Below are 207 nucleotides of genomic sequence, written 5' to 3'. Positions count from 1 at the left end.
CCGCCGCGCATACGCATCGTCCTGCGGCGCAGGCAGCGCCCGCCGGTCCAGCTTGCCGATGACCGTCAGCGGCAGCGCCCCCAGCGGCACGAACGCCGCCGGCACCATGTAGTCCGGCAGCTGCCCCGCCAGATGCGCGCGCAGCGTCGCCGCAAGCTGCGCTTCCTGCGCCTCCTGTGCGGCCACCACATAGGCCACCAGCTGCGG

At 74.4% G+C, this 207-nt stretch carries 1 protein-coding gene; it reads right to left on the bottom strand.

Going from position 1 to position 207, the window contains the following annotated elements:
* Window positions 1–207: hypothetical protein (locus AB3X94_RS42420; protein WP_368614526.1), on the bottom strand; the 207-nt coding region annotated here is incomplete at both ends.

The sequence above is a fragment of the Paraburkholderia sp. BR10923 genome (genome assembly GCF_040948765.1).
Classification (GTDB): Bacteria; Pseudomonadota; Gammaproteobacteria; order Burkholderiales; family Burkholderiaceae; genus Paraburkholderia; species Paraburkholderia youngii.
This window is presented reverse-complemented; position numbering and strand designations above follow the sequence as displayed.